The sequence below is a fragment of the Brevibacterium sp. LE-L genome (genome assembly GCF_050214925.1).
Classification (GTDB): Bacteria; Actinomycetota; Actinomycetes; order Actinomycetales; family Brevibacteriaceae; genus Brevibacterium.
Map to the genome: position 1 here is coordinate 2609030 of NZ_CP189759.1, position 14886 is coordinate 2623915.

Here is a 14886-nt window from a genome sequence, read left to right on the forward strand (position 1 = left end):
CCTGGTCTCGGTTCCGGTGATCGTGGGCACGATCACCTGTTTCGAGCCCAGTCTACGGACTCTCCGGCTCCAGCGGGTCGGGATCCGAGGCGTGCGGGGACAACGGCTCAACCGATGTCCCCGCTTGGCCCGGCGGCTGAGGATGTTCGTGTGCGCCTTCGGCCTTCGACTCACGCTGCTCCTTCGCTGTGGGCCGCGAGTGCGGGTTGCGTGGCCCGCCCTCGCCGAAGACCGCGCGGACTCCGGGGATCTTCACGGCCAACCAGGTGACGGCGGCGCAGATCACGGTGTAGGCAAGCGGCATGACGAAGGCGTGCAGCAGGACTCCGGCAACAGTCGTCGGCAGTCCCATCTCATTGCGCACCGGGTAGAGGACGAGCGGGTGGAGGAGGAAGACGCCGAAGGAATACGGGTAGAACCAGTGGAGGAAGCCGAAACCGGTGCGCAGGTGGTGGTGGAAGAGCAGATAGGCCGACAGCGAGGCGATGACGACGCCCGGAGACAGGTACTCGTAGGGAAACATCCACGGTTTCTCGCCCGAGCCGAAGCCTGCCCACAGAGCGGTCACGGCGATCGATCCGATGAGGCTGACCCAGGCGAGCACGACGGCCCTTCTGCTCAGCACGATGTCGCGCAGCACCCAGCCGAGGATGTAGAAGCCGGCCATGGGCAGGAAGCGGGTGGCGATATTGGCCTCGCCGACGTCGAAGATCATCGACACCCACTGGTCGAGCATGCCGATGCCCAGGAAGATCAGGCCCGTGCCCCATTGCAGGCGGCGGGAGCCGTGGACGCTGAGGAGACGGAAGAACGGGGTGAGCAGGGTCAGGCCCGCGAGGACGTAGAGGAAGTAGAGCTGAACGAACGGCGAACCGGTGAGGATGGCGATCCCCGGGCTCCAGCTCTCATCGTCAGGCTGGAGATAGTAACGGCGGAACAGAACGTAGACGGCCGTCCAGAACACGAGCGGGATGCCGATGCGCCACACACGCTTGCTGAGGAACTTCCGAGGTTTGCTCCCACGCACGGGGTCGAGCGCCAAGGCACCGGAGATCATGATGAACACCGGCACCGACCACCGGCAGGCGGAGTCGATGAGATTGGCCAGCCACCAGTCGGGGCCCATGTCCGCGAAATTCTGTTCGACCACGGTGCCCAGGGAGTGGATGGCGACGACGGCGACGATCGCGATCGCCCGAGCCGGGTTCATCCACGCCGTCGAGGTGGCAGGCGGATTCTCTGTCGGAATTCTGTCCAAGGGCGCCATGCGTCCATATTCTCATTGACCGCCGCGCTCGCGTCTCAACTCGCATTCAGAGTATGAGCCCTGACGTTCCTCCTCTGTCCTGACGAACGGCTTCCCGGTCTTCCGGGCCACCTCCTCGGTGCGGCTCCTTTGGGGGCGTGCAGCCGCCTCGCCGATCGGTTTCGACACGGTCGACGAATTTCGCCTGTGTTCCGGCGCGGCCGGGGCGGGAACCGGTTTGGCCAGAAGCGAACCGGGTGAGAAAATCAGCAATTATGAACACACCTGCCTTTTCGGACTCGACGCACGAGTCAGTGAACCTGCCTGACAAACCCGCCCTTGAGGGTCTGCGGGACAAATGGGACGCCGCGTGGAGCGAGCAGAACGTCTACGCCTTCGACGTCGAGACCGATCGTGAGCAGGTCTACTCGATCGACACTCCCCCGCCCACGGCTTCGGGGTCCCTGCACGTCGGGCACGTGTTCTCCTACACGCAGACCGACATCATCGCCCGCTACCAGCGCATGACCGGCAAGAATGTGTTCTACCCGCTCGGCTGGGATGACAACGGACTGCCCACCGAACGCCGGGTGCAGAACTACTACGGAGTCACCTGCGACCCCAGCGAAAGCTACGACCCGAATTTCCAGCCGCCGGAGAAGGCGCCGAAGAATTCTCGTGACTTCGTGAAGATCTCACGCCAGAACTTCATCGAGCTGTGTGAGAAGCTCTCGGCCGAGGACGAGCACGTCTTCGAGGACCTGTTCCGGTCCACCGGCCTGTCCGTGGACTGGAAGTACACGTATCGCACGATCGACGACGACTCCCGCGCCGTGAGCCAGCGCGCCTTCCTCAAAGACCTCGAGGGCGGCCACGCCTACTCCCAGGACGCCCCGACGATGTGGGATGTGACCTTCGGAACCGCCGTGGCCCAGGCCGAGCTCGAAGACCGGGAGAAGGACGGCGCTTACCACAAGGTGAAGTTCTTCCCCGAAGGTGCCGACGGACTCGCCGACACCTCGGCCGAACCGATCATCATCCTCACCTCCCGCCCCGAGCTCATCCCGGCCGTCGTCGCCCTCGTCGCTCACCCCGATGACGAACGCTACGCCTCCCGGTTCGGCACGAACGTCGTCTCACCCCTCTTCGGCGTCAGCGTCGAGGTGCGTGCCCATGAGCTCGCGAAGTCCGACAAGGGAACCGGCATCGCCATGGTCTGCACCTTCGGCGACCTCACCGACGTCACCTGGTGGCGTGAACTCGATCTGCCCACACGTGCGGTGATCAACCGCGGCGGCCGCCTCAACCTCGAGGTTCCCGAGTGGATCGCGTCCTCGCCGAAGTCCGACGCCGTGGCCAACTACGAAGCTCTGGCGGGCAAGACGACGTTCTCCGCACGCAAGGAGATCGCGCAGATGCTCATCGATTCCGGTGATCTCATCGGAGAGATCGAACCGATCACGCACCCGGTTCCGTTCTATGAGAAGGGCGACAAGCCGCTCGAGGTCGTCACCAGCCGCCAGTGGTACATCCGCAACGGCGGTCGCTCCGCCGAACTGCGCGATGCGCTCATCGCCCGCGGACGCGAGATCGAATGGCACCCGACGTTCATGCGCTCACGCTATGAGAACTGGGTGGAGAATCTGCACGGCGATTGGCTGGTCTCCCGTCAGCGCTACTTCGGTGTGCCGATTCCGCTGTGGTACCGCCTCGATGCCGATGGGCAGCCCGACTACGAGGATCCGATCGTTCCCGAATCGCTTCCCGTCGATCCCATCGCCGAGGTGCCCGCCGGCTTCACCGATGACCAGCGTGACGTACCCGGCGGGTTCACCGCCGATCCCGATGTCCTCGATACCTGGGCGACGTCGTCGCTGACTCCGCAGCTGCTCGGCGGCTGGTCACGCGACGAGGAGTTCTTCGGCAAAGTCTTCCCCTTCGACCTGCGCCCCCAGGGACACGACATCATCCGCACGTGGCTGTTCTCCACCGTGGTGCGCGCGAATTCGCTCAATGATGCGGCTCCGTGGAAGCACGCGGGACTCTCGGGCTGGATCCTCGATCCGGACCGGAAGAAGATGTCGAAATCGAAGGGCAACGTCGTCGTGCCCTCGGACATCCTCGGCGAGGCCAAGCCCGGGTTCGGCCCCGATGCGGTGCGATATTGGGCTGCGAGTGCGAAGCTCGGTGCCGATACCGCCTATGACGTCACTCAGATGCAGATCGGGCGCCGTCTGGCCATGAAGCTGCTCAACGCCTCGAAGTTCGCACTGGCGCAGGGCGTGCACTCCGGTCTCATCGGTGCGCTCGGTGCGGTCACCCACGATCTCGACCGTGCACTGCTCACGCGGCTGTCCGCGGTCGTCGACCAGGCCGGAGCGCATATGGCCGACTACGACTACGCCCATGCTCTGCGTGTGGCCGAGAGCTTCTTCTGGGAGTTCACCGACGATTACGTCGAGCTCGTCAAGGATCGTTCATACGGTTCGACAGGCGAGGACGATCAGCTGTCTGCCCATGTCACGCTCGCCACAGCGCTCGATGTGCTGCTGCGCCTGTTCGCTCCATTCATGCCCTTCGTGACCGAAGAGGTCTGGTCCTGGTGGCGCACCGGTTCGATCCACCGTGCGCCGTGGCCGGCGGATGAGTCGCTGAGCCACCCGGAGTCGAGCGTGGATCCGGAGCTGTTGGCGTCGGTGGCTGCGGCCCTGACCGAGATCCGCCGCACGAAGACCGAAGCGAAGGTCTCGCAGAAGACCGGCGTCGCCTCGGTGACGATCCAGGCACCGGCTGCAGTCGTCGCTGCGATCAAGTCCGCCGAAGGCGATCTCAAGGCCGCCGGCCGCGTCGAATCGCTGACCACCGTCGAAGCCGGCGAGGAGATCAGCGTCGACGAGATCACCTTCGTCGACCAAGCCTGACCGGAGAGCTCTTGCCCGGTCCGCAGCATCGGACCCCATGGCACCCACCACGACGTCTCATCGCCGGCGGCGGATGCCATGGGGTTTCTTCGACTCTTCCGACGACAGCCCCGGGATGCGGCCGAGACTGCGCGGGCCCCTGTTTCTGTCACGGCGGAGCATCTCGAGTGTTCCCGAATGGGCACACGGCTGGCCGGGGACGACGGCCTCGCCCACGTACTATGGTTTCGACACCATAACCAGTCAGGACCTCCTGCCTGAAGAAAGGCCCACGGAACGTGAGAAGCGAACTCTTTTCCCAGCGCAATGCCGAGATCCAGAATCAGGATCGCTGGACCCTCCAGTCGAAGAAGATGCTGCGCACGGTGGTCACGCCGAACGCACCGATGATCGCCACCAAGGGCGCCATGGTCGCCTACCAGGGCGACGTCCGCTTCACCCACCAGGGCTCGAAGTCGGTCGGGCAGTTCATGAAGAAGGCAGCCACCGGCGAGGGCGGCAATGTCATGCGCGTCGAAGGTCACGGCGAAGTGTTCTTCGCCCGCGAAGCGTCGAACATCTTCATGATGGCTCTCGAAGGGCCCCAGGACGCTCTGACCGTCAACACCTCGAACCTGCTGGCCTTCGACGACGCGCTCAACTGGGAGATCAAGCGCATCAAGGGCGGTGTCGGTGCCATGGTCAGCGGCTCGGGACTGTTCAACCTCGAACTCGCCGGGCAGGGTACCGCGGCCATCTGCTGCAAGGGAGATCCGATGGTTCTCGACTGCTCGCAGCAGCCGACCTTCGTCGATCCGCAGGCCGCAGTGTGCTGGTCCTCGGCTCTGGCGCCACAGATCAAGACCGATGTCAGCGTCGGCACGTTCTTCGGCCGCGGCTCCGGCGAATCCGTGCAGCTGGCCTTCCACGGACCCGGCTTCGTCGTCGTCCAGCCCGCGGAGAATGCCGTCTATTCGGCGACTTCTAACTGACCCGGCCGCACTGATCCGCGCGGCAGTCTCTTGCCGCGCGGCAGTTGCGAGCACCATCCCCCCCCCCCCCCCCCCCCCCCCCCGTTACCTTTTAAGTAGCCCCTTCATCCGTCAGGATAGAAAGGGGTCGCTGGCCTGAGGACCCCGGCATGATTGATGCCCCCAGTCATCATGATCCGGGGGGTGTAGTCACCGGGGTTCGAAGGCACCAGGGAAATCGCTGATAGGGGCCAGAACCACTGGCAGAACACATGCCTTGAGCCCGACCGTAACGTGGATGCCGAGCCCAGGAGCCATCCAGCAGTACCGGCCAGCCGAACCACAACCAAATATTCGGTCACATGAGTCGAAGAAGATGAGTGACATGATCACCAACCACGCTGACATCGACGTATTCATCGGCATCGATGTCGGCAAACACAACCACCACGCCGTCGCACTCGACCGCGACGGCAAACAGTTACTGTCAAAAGCTCTGCCGCAGAACGAAACGAAACTCCGGGCTTTGCTTGGCCGGCTGCGCAAGCACGGAACTCTGCTGGTGGTCGTCGACCAGCCCGCCACTATCGGCGCCTTGCCGGTCGCGGTCGCCCAAGCCGAGTCCATCACGGTCGCCTATCTGCCTGGGTTGGCGATGCGCCGCATCGCCGACCTACACCCGGGTGAGGCGAAAACGGATGCACGCGATGCCGCGATCATCGCTGAAGCCGCCAGGACGATGCCCCACACTCTGCGGGGTATCCGGGTGGCGGATGAGAACGTCGCCGAGTTGTCGATGCTGTGTGGCTACGACGATGACCTCGCCAAACAGGCAACGGCCACGTCGAACCGGATCCGCGGACTGCTCACCCAGATCCACCCCGGGTTGGAGACCGTCATCGGCCCGCACTTGGATCATCCCGCCATGCTGGCCGTGTTGGCGAAGTACCCGACACCGAAAGCGCTACGGCATGCCGGCAAACACCGCGTCGAGACTCTGCTGCGTAGACAGGCGCCCAGGGCGTGGAAGCGGTGGGCCGCGGCGATCTTCACCGCCTTGGACGGGCAGACCGTGGTGGTGTCGGGCACGGACGCGGCGGGACTCGTGCTGCCGCAGTTGGCGAACTCGTTGGCGCAGATACGTGCGTCGCGGGATGAGGTGTTGGTGCGCATCGAGGAACTGGTGAAAACGCATCCGCTTTTCGGGCTCCTGACGTCGATGCCGGCAGTCGGCGTCAGGACCGCGGCGAGGATCCTGACCGAGGTCGTGGGTAAGGACTTCGAATCCGCCGGACACCTCGCATCCTATGCCGGACTGGCACCAGTGACCTGGCGGTCAGGGACATCGATTCGGGGAGACCACTCGTCGCGGCGGGGGAACAAGATCCTCAAGCGGGCTCTGTTCTTGTCGGCCTTCGCGGCGTTGAAGGACCCATTGTCGAGGGCGTATTACGACAAGAAGCGCGCCGAGCATAAGAAGCACAATCAGGCGTTGATCGCGTTGGCTCGCCGTCGTTGCAACGTCCTGTACGCGATGCTTCGCGACGGTGCCTACTTCCACGCACCCGAGGCGGCGACCGCCGCCTGAACCGACCGGTCACGAAGTGCCTGACCAGTTCGGGAGACGGTTCCCGGACCGATCATCCCTGCCGTTTCGGGCCCACCAGATATTCTTGAAGAAACTCGTATCTGCCCCTTGACTTAAAACATAGGGGCACCCCCCACCAGCAGCTTCACACCACCCCGGTGCACCGGTGGGTGCTGCCGCCGACGGTGACTGATGCCGAAACTATCGGTGCAGACAGTCGGGTGCGCGAGGACGTACGGTCTGCGGTGCGCAGTGCGGAAACCGGTGAGGGCTGCGGGCGCGCGGTTCTGCCCGGCGCAGCGGCGTCGGTGAGTCAGTCGACGGTGACGGAGTGCTCGGAGTCGCCGCGGTCGACCCGGTATCTCCTGAAGGCTGGGAAGATGAAAGCGCAGGCGAGCACGAGCACGATGACAGCGATGCCGCCTCCGGCCGAGGCGACCGTCGTGTTCGTCACCGCGGCCGCCGAACCGTGGAGCAGATCGGCGACGCGCGGCCCTCCGGCGACCACGACGATGAAGACACCCTGCATCCGACCGCGCATGTCATCGGTCGCGGCCTCCTGAAGCATCGTGGACCTGAATGCGGAGGAGATGATGTCCGCTCCCCCGCCCACGGCCAGTGCGCTCAAGGCGACGACGAGTGCGACGAGCCAGAGATTCGACACGAGTTCGAGGCTGAGACCGAAGATCGTCATCGCCGAACCCCACACGACGATCGCGATGATCACCGCCAGACCCTGCCGTTCGACGCGGGACACCCAGCCGGAGAAGATACCGGCCAAGGCGCTGCCGGCGGCCAAAGCGGCAAAGAGCAGCGAGAAGACGATGCCGCCTTCGTCAGGTCCGTCGAAGGTCTCGGTGGCGATCTGCGGAAACAGAGCCCGAGGCATTCCGAAGACCATGGCGATGACATCGACGAGCAGAGACACCATGACGACGGTGTTCGTCTTGAGATACCGGAATCCGTCGATGATGCCTTTGAATCCCGAACGGGTATCGGGCTGCTTCTTCGGCGGGAGGGACGGGAGTCTGACGACGGCGTAGAGGGTCGCGAAGAGGAACACCGCGTCGAGGACATACAGCAGCTGATACCCGAAGAGCGGGATGAGGGCTCCGCCGATGACCGGACCGATGACCGCGCCCAAGGTCATCACCGTCATGTTCAGCGAGTTCGCGGCGGGCAGCAGTCTCAGCGGCACGATCGTCGGCAGCAGCGCCCCTTTTGCGGGTTGGTTGAGACCGAAGAATGCCTGCTGCAGGGAGAATGTGCACAGCAGCAGCCACACGTTCTCCAATCCCAGGAGAGCCCAGAGCGCCAGCAGCGCGCTGGTGACGATGAGGCCGATCGTCGAGATGACGAGAAGTCTGCGGCGATCGACGACATCAGCCAGTGAACCGCCCCACAGTCCGAAGACGACGAGTGGAACGAAGCCGAAGGCTCCGGCCAGTCCGACATACGCCGAGGACCCGGTGATGTGGAAGATCTGTGCAGGAATGGCCACGACCGTCATCTGCGCACCGATGACGGTGACGATATTGGCCAACCACAGCCGCCTAAAAGCGGCGTACTTCAGCGGTCGGGTATCAGCGAAGAGCCTCATGTGTCAGAGGCTCAGGCAGATTTCTTGTTCGTCCTGTTCCGCGACTTCGGCACGAGCGTCGGTGCGACATTGCTGTCGACGACCTCCTTGGTCACGACCACCTCGGCGATGTCCTCTCGCGAGGGCACATCGAACATGACAGGCTGCAGGACCTCTTCCAAAATCGACCGCAGTCCGCGAGCACCCGTGCCGCGCAGCAGCGCGAGATCGGCGATGGACTCGAGGGCGTCGGTTTCGAAGGTCAGCGAGACATTGTCGAACTCGAACATGCGCTGATACTGCTTGACCAGGGCGTTCTTCGGTTCGGTGAGGATCGACATGAGCGCCGCGCGATCGAGGTTGGACACCGTGGCGAGCACGGGCAGGCGGCCGATGAACTCGGGAATGAGACCGAACTTGAGCAGATCTTCGGGCAGGATGTCGGCGTAGAGGTCCTCTTCGTCGTTCTTCGACTGCAGCAGGGCCCCGAAGCCGATTCCGTGCTTGCCCTTGCGACCGGCGACGATCTCTTCCATCCCGGCGAATGCGCCGGCGACGATGAAGAGCACATTGGTCGTGTCGATCTGCAGGAAGTCCTGATGAGGGTGTTTGCGACCACCCTGCGGAGGCACCGAGGCCTGCGTGCCTTCGAGGATCTTCAGCAGTGCCTGCTGCACCCCTTCACCGGAGACGTCTCGGGTGATCGACGGGTTCTCCGACTTGCGGGCGATCTTATCGATCTCGTCGATGTAGATGATGCCGTGTTCGGCGCGCTGGATGTCGAAGTCGGCGGCCTGGATGAGCTTGAGCAGGATGTTCTCGACGTCTTCGCCGACATAGCCGGCCTCGGTCAGAGCGGTGGCATCGGCGACGGCGAAGGGCACGTTCAGGCGCCTCGCCAGAGACTGCGCCAGATAGGTCTTACCGGACCCGGTGGGACCGACGAGGAGAATGTTCGACTTCGCGATCTCCACTTCGTTCTCGCCGCCGAGTGTCTTCGTGTCCTCCCCGGACTGCAGGGAGCGGATACGCTTGTAATGGTTGTAGACGGCCACGGACAGAGCCTTCTTCGCCGGTTCCTGACCGACGACGTACTCCTGCAGGAAGTCGAAGATCTCACGCGGCTTGGGCAGCTCGAGTTCCGCCTGATCAGGAGTGGATTCGCTGAGTTCCTCTTCGATGATCTCGTTGCAGAGCCCGATGCATTCATCGCAGATGTAAACACCAGGTCCGGCGATGAGTTTCCGAACCTGCTTCTGGGACTTCCCACAGAAGTTGCATTTGAGCAGGTCTGCTCCGTCCGCACTGCGAGCCACTGTCACAACCTTTCGCCAGGACGCTTGGCCCCAACTCTACCGCTCGTGTTTCCTGTACCTCAATAGCTTCCCATACGTGGCTGACGCGAGCCGCCAGCAACGTCATTCGGTGTGTCGGCCGGCGAAGCCGAAAACGGGCCCGCACGGTCATCGCCGTACGGGCCCGTTGACACCGGAATCGTTCGGTCCCCGAAGGGCTCAGCTCGCGTTCTTGCGCGAGGAGAGCACCTGATCGACGAGGCCGTAGTCCTTGGCCTGCTCGGCCGTGAGGAAGAGGTCGCGTTCGATGTCGTTCGAGACCTGCGAGGCTTCCTTGTTCGAGTGCTTGGCCAGAGTCCCCTCGAGCCATTCGCGCATCCGCAGCACTTCAGCGGCCTGGATCTCCAGGTCGGACGCCTGGCCCTGCCCCTGCCCCTGCATGGCCGGCTGGTGGATGAGCACACGCGCGTTCGGCAGGGCCAGTCGCTTGCCGGGAGAGCCGGCGGCGAGCAGCACGGCGGCGGCAGAAGCGGCCTGGCCGAGGCAGACGGTCTGGATCTCCGGCTTGATGTACTGCATCGTGTCGTAGATCGCTGTCATCGCAGTGAACGAACCACCGGGCGAGTTGATGTAGAGGGTGATGTCCCGGTCGGGATCCTGCGACTCGAGGACGAGCAGCTGAGCCATGACATCGTCGGCGCTGGTGTCATCGACCTGCGCACCGAGGAAGACGACACGGTCGTCGAAGAGCTTCGTGTACGGATCCTGGCGCTTGAAGCCGTAAGGGGTGCGCTCCTCGAACTGCGGCATGACGTAACGTGACTGCGGCATGTTCGACGCCGTCGAACCCGGCATAAAGTTCATTGAATTCATTCTTCCCTCACTCCTGCTCAGTTGTTCTCGACGTCGGACGCGCGGGTGACCATCTTGTCGATGAAGCCGTACTCGAGGGCCTCCTCGGCGGTGAACCAGTGGTCGCGATCATTGTCCTTGAGGATCTGCTCGAGCGACTTTCCGGTCTGCTCGGCAGTCAGTTCGGCCATCTGCTTCTTCATGTGCAGGATGAGCTCGGCCTGGATCTTGATATCGGTGGCGGTGCCGCCGATTCCGCCGAGCGGCTGGTGCATGAGGATGCGAGCGTGCGGGGTCGCGAAGCGCTTGCCCGGGGTTCCCGAGGACAGAAGGAACTGTCCCATGGAGGCGGCCATGCCCATCGCCACGGTCGACACGTCGGGCTTGATGTACTGCATGGTGTCGTAGATGGCCATGCCGGCAGTGACCGAACCGCCGGGTGAGTTGATGTAGAGCGAGATATCGGCGTCCGGGTCCTCAGCGGCCAGCAGCATCATCTGCGCACAGATCGCGTTGGCGTTGTCGTCGCGCACCTCTGAACCGAGCCAGATGATGCGCTCCTTGAGAAGACGATTGAAGATATGGTCGTCCAGGCCCATTCCCCCACCGGCGTCGAGGCCGACGGGAGCTGTCATGTCGTGTGCGCTCACGTTTCACTCCTGTGTTCTGTGGATGGCTTGTTATGGACTCTAACCTCTGACCACCGGGTTTTAGTCCGCGGCGAGGCCTGTGTTCGCCCTCAGCGTGATCGTCGAGTCCGGATACGGCGAGACGGTGGGGTCGGATGATCATCCGACCCCACCGTCTCATCGGGAGTCCACCGCCGAGGCGGCCGTTGCTCAGTTCTCTTCAGCGGCCTCTGCGGGTGCTTCGTCAGCGGCGCCCTCGGCCTCAGCCTCGGCTCCTTCTTCGTCTTCTCCGGCGGAGGTGAAGGCCTCCATGTCGACGACGTTGCCCTCGGTGTCCTTCACCGTGGCACCGGCGAGGACGGCAGCCAGGGCCTTGCGGCGCGAGACCTCTCCGACCAGGGCGTTGACCTGTCCGGAGCTGTCGAGCATCTGGGCGAACTCATTCGGGTTCATCCCGTACTGCTGCGATGCGGAGATCAGGTACTCGATGAGTTCGGGCTGGCTGACTTCGACGTTCTCGGCTTCGGAGACGGCGTCGAGGATGAACTGGGTGCGCAGGTTGCGCTCGGTCTCCTCGGTGACCTCCTTGCGGTGCTCGTCATCGTCGACACGGTTCTCGGACTCGAGGTGACGCTCGACCTCGTCGGCGACGACCTTGGCCGGGACGGGGACCTCGAGGGTCTCGATGAGGTGCTCGAGCACCTTGTCGCGTGCCTGGACGCCCTGATCGGTCTCCTTCTGCTTGCCGGCCTGCTCGCGCAGGTCATCACGCAGTTCGGCGATCGTGTCGAATTCGCTGGCCAGCTGGGCGAAGTCATCATCGGCCTCGGGCAGTTCGCGTTCCTTCACAGCACCGAGGGTGATCTTCACGGTGCCCTGCTCGCCGGCGTGCTCGCCGCCGGCGAAAGTCGTCTCGAAGGTCGTGGTCTCACCGGCGGAGAGTCCGTCGAGGGCTTCGTCCATGCCTTCGAGCATCGTGCCGGCACCGACCTGATAGGAGATGTCGGAGGCGGTGTCGATCTCTTCGTCGCCGATCGTGGCGATGAGGTCGAGGGTGACGAAGTCGTCCTTGGCGGCCGGGCGGTCGACGGAGACGAGGGTTCCGAAGCGGGTGCGCAGCTGCTCGAGCTCGGCATCGACATCGGCGTCGGTGACCTCGACGGGGTCGACCTCGATGGCGATGGAGTCGTAGGCAGGCAGTTCGATCTCGGGGCGGACGTCGACCTCGACGGTGAAGTTGAGGTCACCGTCTTCGGTGCCGTCGAGTCCGGGGACCTCGGAGATCTCAACCTCGGGCTGACCCATCGGCTTGAGCTCGTTCTCTTCCACGGCGCTGCGGTAGAAGTCATCGAGGCCGTTGTTGATGGCCTCCTGAATGACTGCCGGACGACCGATCCGCTGATCGATGATGCGCGCGGGGACCTTTCCCTTGCGGAAGCCGGGAACGGTGACCTGAGCACCGATAGTCGTGTATGCCTCGTCGACACTCGGTTTGAGTTCGGCGTAAGGGACTTCCACGCTGATCTTGACCCGGGTGGGGTCGAGTTGCTCGACGGAGCTCTTCACAGTGCGACCTTTCAATTTCGACAGTCATGCATTTGCGGCCATCAACCGACCTGACCGGCTCAGCTCGTGGTCGTTGTCGACCATCTCGCAGCCTGATCGGCCAACCCGTGACCTTAAGGGGGAGCGAAAGTCCACGAATGTTTCGCGCACGTCCGCAAGACGCAATCACCCATATTACGCGAAACCCCTCTCGATACGCGAAACCGGCGCTATTTCATGGGGCGGCCTATCCGCGCCGAACGTAGAGCTCGTCGAAGGTGATGATGACATTGGCTGCCGTCCATGCCAGCGGCGCCACCGAGACCGGTTGCCCGTCGGCACTGATCTTCTCCGGCAGGGAACCCGCGAAGGTACGATGCTCGGCCAGCCAATCGAGGATCGCCTCGGCCCGACCGCGCTGCCCCAGACGCGCGAATCCCAGCGCCATGAGCGAGGTCGATGGGCTCCAGCTGGAGCGGTCGATGATCCATCCGTGACCCGGCTTGATGCCGCCGCCCGGCTGCTCGAGACGGTCCCATACGGTCACGAGGGCTTCGGCTTCGATCGCGTAGATGCGGGCGCCGGAACCGTCGGTGGGGACGAGCCCGGCGGCGGGCAGATAGGCAGCAGCCGAATCACACCCGCCCGAGGTCGGATAGCGCTGCAGCCCGTTGGCGCCGAAGGTGCGAGCGAAGGTCGCGGAATAGGCGTCGACGGCCGGCAGGACGTTCCCGACTCCCCCGCCGAGGCGGCCCCACAGTTCCGGATCCGCCGCGGTCAGCGCGGCCAACGAGTCCATTCCGATCAGAGTCGGGCCGGCCAGACCGAGGGTGACCTGTGATTCTCCGACCTCCCAATAGTCCGGGCCCACCGGCGGCAGATGCTGTCCGCGGGCGGTGTGGTCGAGCAGTCTCCGGGTGGTTCTTCGCAGCAGGTCGGCCAACTCGTCGAGGTCGAGTCGGACAGCGGCCCGTTCCGCCGCAGCAAGGACGTCGGCAACGGCCCAGAGCACCAGTCCGAGAGCGTCGAACTGCGATTCCCGGTCGTCCGGCGACATCCCTGTCTCGGGGACCACCCTGGCGGCGAATGACCCATCGACGGCCTGGATGCTCTGCAGGTAGAGCAGTTGGCTCCAGGCCTGTCTGACAGCGCCGACGCGGGCCAGAGCTACAGCGGCGAAGGCCGTGTCACGAGGCCAGATGTACCTCCACGGGCCGACCCAGCCGGCCACGGTGGCCGGCAGTCCGTCACTGAGCACCCACAGATCCAGCAGCGCCGAGGTCGCGAGGCCCCGCCGGGCTTCGGGCACATGTTCCAACCATGCCGCCCTCTGAGTCAGGAATTCCCGCTGCCGCCGTGCAGGCGCCGCAACCGCGGCCCCGGGCACCACCCTCGACCCGTCGGGCAGACTCCGCGCCGCCTCGGCATCGAGGCCCTCTCTGCGTCCCGACCGCGTGTAGGCCACGGTCACCGAACGGACGGGATCGGGTTGGGCCGCCTCGGCGAGTTCCCGGGTCGCCGCCGTCGCCCCGAGCCCGATGAGGCCGAGACCGACCCCTCCGGCGATCAGCCGTCGACGCGACAGCGCGAACCCGGCACGTTGACGGCGGGGCCGGGCGGAGGACATGAGTGGGACTTCCTGCTGTGCGGAGCCGACACCGGACTGCGATGTCGCGGGGCGGCGATGACGGTATGGACGAATTCTACCCACACAGGCACGTGCGGGCATGAGAAAACCGGCCTGGCCCGAAGGCCAGACCGGTAGCTGGAGGGGATGACGGGAATCGAACCCGCACCATCAGTTTGGAAGACTGAGGCTCTACCATTGAGCTACATCCCCGCGGTGCGAGATCGACTATAGTCGAGTTCCTCTCCGCTCACCAAATCGAGGGTTCGTGAGCTGCACCACAGGCGCGGTCGTCGTGTGAACTGCATCGCATTACCGCGACTGGTCGATTCCGGCGTGCATCTGGGTCCTGGCCTGTGGTTAGATGGGTGTCGTCGCGGGATGTGGCGCAGCTTGGTAGCGCATCTGTTTTGGGAACAGAGGGTCGCAGGTTCAAATCCTGTCATCCCGACGATCAGCAGCCGTTCGGACCAATCGGTCCGGGCGGCTCTTTCGCATTCTCAGGCTCTGCGGGGCCTGATTCTGGCGGCAGTCGACCGCATCGGGAACAATGGGCGCACGAGCTGTTCGAGCGAACGACCCCGAGAGGTGCTCACGATGCTGGGCCGAAACCGACCGATCCGAAGCGAGCCATCGAAGCAGGGACCGGTCCGC

General features: G+C 64.2%; 10 protein-coding genes and 2 tRNA genes. 4 read left to right on the top strand and 8 right to left on the bottom strand.

Translation table 11 applies throughout. The features are described 5' to 3' along the window. Window positions 1-52: 52 nt before the first annotated feature. Window positions 53-1267, bottom strand: coding sequence for an acyltransferase (locus ACQE2J_RS11780; protein WP_426936383.1), 1215 nt, complete (start codon window positions 1265-1267; stop codon window positions 53-55). A 254-nt stretch (window positions 1268-1521) separates the two neighbouring features. Here ACQE2J_RS11780 and valS point away from each other — a divergent pair, with 254 nt between their 5' ends. From valS to ACQE2J_RS11795, 3 genes are all read left to right on the top strand, one after another. Beyond that, window positions 1522-4167, top strand: coding sequence for a valine--tRNA ligase (gene valS, locus ACQE2J_RS11785; RefSeq protein WP_426936384.1), 2646 nt, complete (start codon window positions 1522-1524; stop codon window positions 4165-4167). 278 nt (window positions 4168-4445) lie between these two features. Further along, on the top strand, window positions 4446-5138 hold the full coding sequence (locus tag ACQE2J_RS11790) for an AIM24 family protein (protein WP_135538575.1): 693 nt from the start codon (window positions 4446-4448) through the stop codon (window positions 5136-5138). A gap of 364 nt (window positions 5139-5502) precedes the next feature. After that, the gene (locus tag ACQE2J_RS11795) at window positions 5503-6705 is read left to right on the top strand and encodes an IS110 family transposase (protein WP_135541428.1); all 1203 of its coding nucleotides are present in this window, start codon (window positions 5503-5505) and stop codon (window positions 6703-6705) included. 313 nt (window positions 6706-7018) lie between these two features. Here the strand turns inward: ACQE2J_RS11795 and ACQE2J_RS11800 are convergent, their stop codons facing one another. From ACQE2J_RS11800 to ACQE2J_RS11830, 7 genes are all read right to left on the bottom strand, one after another. Next, window positions 7019-8305, bottom strand: coding sequence for an MFS transporter (locus tag ACQE2J_RS11800; protein WP_425119520.1), 1287 nt, complete (start codon window positions 8303-8305; stop codon window positions 7019-7021). An 11-nt stretch (window positions 8306-8316) separates the two neighbouring features. After that, on the bottom strand, window positions 8317-9600 hold the full coding sequence (gene clpX / locus ACQE2J_RS11805) for an ATP-dependent Clp protease ATP-binding subunit ClpX (RefSeq protein WP_135538579.1): 1284 nt from the start codon (window positions 9598-9600) through the stop codon (window positions 8317-8319). A gap of 198 nt (window positions 9601-9798) precedes the next feature. Further along, window positions 9799-10443, bottom strand: coding sequence for an ATP-dependent Clp protease proteolytic subunit (locus ACQE2J_RS11810; protein WP_135538581.1), 645 nt, complete (start codon window positions 10441-10443; stop codon window positions 9799-9801). 26 nt (window positions 10444-10469) lie between these two features. Then, window positions 10470-11066, bottom strand: a complete 597-nt coding sequence (locus tag ACQE2J_RS11815; RefSeq protein WP_135538843.1) for an ATP-dependent Clp protease proteolytic subunit — start codon at window positions 11064-11066, stop codon at window positions 10470-10472. 204 nt (window positions 11067-11270) lie between these two features. Further along, window positions 11271-12626: a trigger factor gene (tig, locus tag ACQE2J_RS11820; RefSeq protein WP_426936385.1), complete on the bottom strand. Its 1356-nt coding sequence runs from the start codon at window positions 12624-12626 to the stop codon at window positions 11271-11273. 226 nt (window positions 12627-12852) lie between these two features. Beyond that, window positions 12853-14232, bottom strand: coding sequence for a hypothetical protein (locus ACQE2J_RS11825; RefSeq protein WP_135538585.1), 1380 nt, complete (start codon window positions 14230-14232; stop codon window positions 12853-12855). Between the two features lie 139 nt (window positions 14233-14371). Then, window positions 14372-14445: transfer RNA gene (locus ACQE2J_RS11830), tRNA-Gly, on the bottom strand. Window positions 14446-14609: 164 nt separating this feature from the next. Here ACQE2J_RS11830 and ACQE2J_RS11835 point away from each other — a divergent pair. Next, window positions 14610-14683 (top strand) — tRNA-Pro (locus ACQE2J_RS11835). Window positions 14684-14886: the final 203 nt, after the last annotated feature.

Bases quoted from the DNA above. Each gene is read 5' to 3' on its own strand.
- ACQE2J_RS11780 (WP_426936383.1), bottom strand. From the start codon at position 1,267: ATGGCGCCCTTGGACAGAATTCCGACAGAGAATCCGCCTGCCACCTCG.
- ACQE2J_RS11815 (WP_135538843.1), bottom strand. From the start codon at position 11,066: ATGACAGCTCCCGTCGGCCTCGACGCCGGTGGGGGAATGGGCCTGGAC.
- ACQE2J_RS11825 (WP_135538585.1), bottom strand. From the start codon at position 14,232: ATGTCCTCCGCCCGGCCCCGCCGTCAACGTGCCGGGTTCGCGCTGTCG.
- ACQE2J_RS11800 (WP_425119520.1), bottom strand. From the start codon at position 8,305: ATGAGGCTCTTCGCTGATACCCGACCGCTGAAGTACGCCGCTTTTAGG.
- ACQE2J_RS11810 (WP_135538581.1), bottom strand. From the start codon at position 10,443: ATGAACTTTATGCCGGGTTCGACGGCGTCGAACATGCCGCAGTCACGT.
- valS (WP_426936384.1), top strand. From the start codon at position 1,522: ATGAACACACCTGCCTTTTCGGACTCGACGCACGAGTCAGTGAACCTG.
- ACQE2J_RS11795 (WP_135541428.1), top strand. From the start codon at position 5,503: ATGATCACCAACCACGCTGACATCGACGTATTCATCGGCATCGATGTC.